Origin of the sequence: uncultured Limnohabitans sp. (genome assembly GCF_937889215.1) — a bacterium.
Lineage (GTDB): Bacteria > Pseudomonadota > Gammaproteobacteria > Burkholderiales > Burkholderiaceae_C > Limnohabitans_A.
The window spans coordinates 1-1,690 of record NZ_CALBEX010000371.1 but is presented as its reverse complement, the minus strand read 5'-3'; the positions used below and the strand labels follow the sequence as shown (position 1 = coordinate 1,690).

General features: G+C 58.5%; 2 protein-coding genes and 1 pseudogene. All 3 read right to left on the bottom strand.

Annotated elements, in window-relative coordinates:
• Positions 1–142, bottom strand: a pseudogene (locus tag Q0341_RS09445) (HAD family hydrolase); the annotation flags it as partial.
• The gene (locus tag Q0341_RS09440; protein ID WP_299512492.1) at positions 114–1,115 is read right to left on the bottom strand and encodes an RluA family pseudouridine synthase; all 1,002 of its coding nucleotides are present in this window, start codon (positions 1,113–1,115) and stop codon (positions 114–116) included. The gene Q0341_RS09440 and the pseudogene Q0341_RS09445, both read right to left, overlap by 29 nt.
• Before the next feature lie 327 nt (positions 1,116–1,442).
• Positions 1,443–1,690 (bottom strand): hypothetical protein (locus Q0341_RS09435; protein WP_299512489.1); only part of this gene is annotated, 248 nt, incomplete at its 5' end.

Below are 1,690 nucleotides of genomic sequence, written 5' to 3'. Positions count from 1 at the left end.
CGGCCTCTTGGCTCGGCTCCTGCCCGCCCACATCCACCACCGCCCTCTGGATACAGCGGGTGATGATGGCGGTGGAGTCGAACAGCGTGCCATCCCAATCGAAGGCGATCAGGTCAAACTGGCGGGGTCTTGCGGGTGTCATGTTCAACATAAGCTTTCAATTCAGGCGGTAATTCGGCTTGCAAGGCCAAGCGCTCGGCGGTCACAGGGTGGTTGAACTGCAAGCGCCAAGCGTGCAAAAACATGCGTTTCAGGCCCGGGCTGGCCCCGGGTTTTTGGAGTTGACGATTCCAATCGAAATCACCGTATTTGTCATCCCCCGCAATGGGGTGACCTTGCGAAGCCAAGTGCACCCGGATTTGGTGCGTGCGCCCGGTTTTGATGGTCACCTCCAGCAAAGTAGCCCCCTGCAAACGATGAGACACCTTGACCAAGGTGATGGAGCGCAGGGCATCCGGGTCTTCGGGCGTGGTCACACGCACCCGACGCTCGCCATCGGGCAACAGAAATTTGTGCAGGGGCTGGTCAATGACCCTCAGATTGGCAGGCCAATCGCCCTTGACCAAGGCCAAATAAGTCTTGCCCGTCTCGCGTTCACGAAACTGGTCTTGCAGGTGCTTGAGGGCGCTGCGCTTTTTGGCCACCAACAAAATGCCACTGGTGTCACGGTCCAGCCGGTGCACCAACTCCAGCAGCTTGGCCTGAGGCCGAGCCTGGCGCAATTGCTCGATCACGCCAAAACTGACGCCTGAGCCCCCATGCACTGCCACGCCCGCCGGCTTGTCGATGGCCATCAAGCTGTCGTCCTCCAGGAGCATTGGAAACTCGCGCCCCGGGGCAGGCCGAGCCGCCTTTTCAGCCACTTTGTCTGAAATACGTACCGGTGGCAAACGCACTTGGTCACCCGACTCGACACGCGTCTCGGCCGAGGCACGGCCCTTGTTGACCCGCACCTCACCGCTTCGAATGATCCGGTAGACGTGGGTTTTGGGCACCCCTTTGAGGTGCCGCATCAAAAAATTGTCCAACCGTTGACCGGCCGACTCCTCGTCTACCAACAACCATTTGACGGCGGGCGTCGCAGTTGAGGACTTGGCCCCTATAATGTGATTCACTGGCAATTGGCTGTAAGTGGTTGATTCAAATGGAAATGAATTCCTGCAGAGCTGGAGTTTAGTCCACCACCACAGCGCCAAGCCAGATGGTCGATGCCACCCTCGGCACGATTTTGCAGACTGAAGGCCAACGCCAACAGTGGCAAAACGCCCGGAGGTTGGGCCGACGCCCAGAAACCCAGATACGGAATACCCCAAGTCCAGCAGCCCAAAGGCTGCTGGGCGGATCAAAGCGAGATGTTTGTGTTGTTCGGAACTTTGCTGATGTGCTTGGAGCGGCTCACGAAGCCTCTGTGCACCCTCACGCCTTGTGCCCGGCGGTTTGTCTTAGACACCGGGGGAAGCCCCCGGCAGTGGACAAATTTTTGCATGCCTTTTCCCTCGCCCCATCCACGCGCCACGATCCCCATGGCTGCGCTCACGCGCAGTTGATGGACGATCACTCTCGGCAATTCCCTTCGTTTCAGGCGTCAGCTCCGGCAACGTGGGCTTTGCGGTTTCCAAGAAACCCAAAGCCGGTTGTGTAAACAGGTTCGAAAAGCAGTTTTTTTCTGCAATCGGGCCAAGCTGAACAG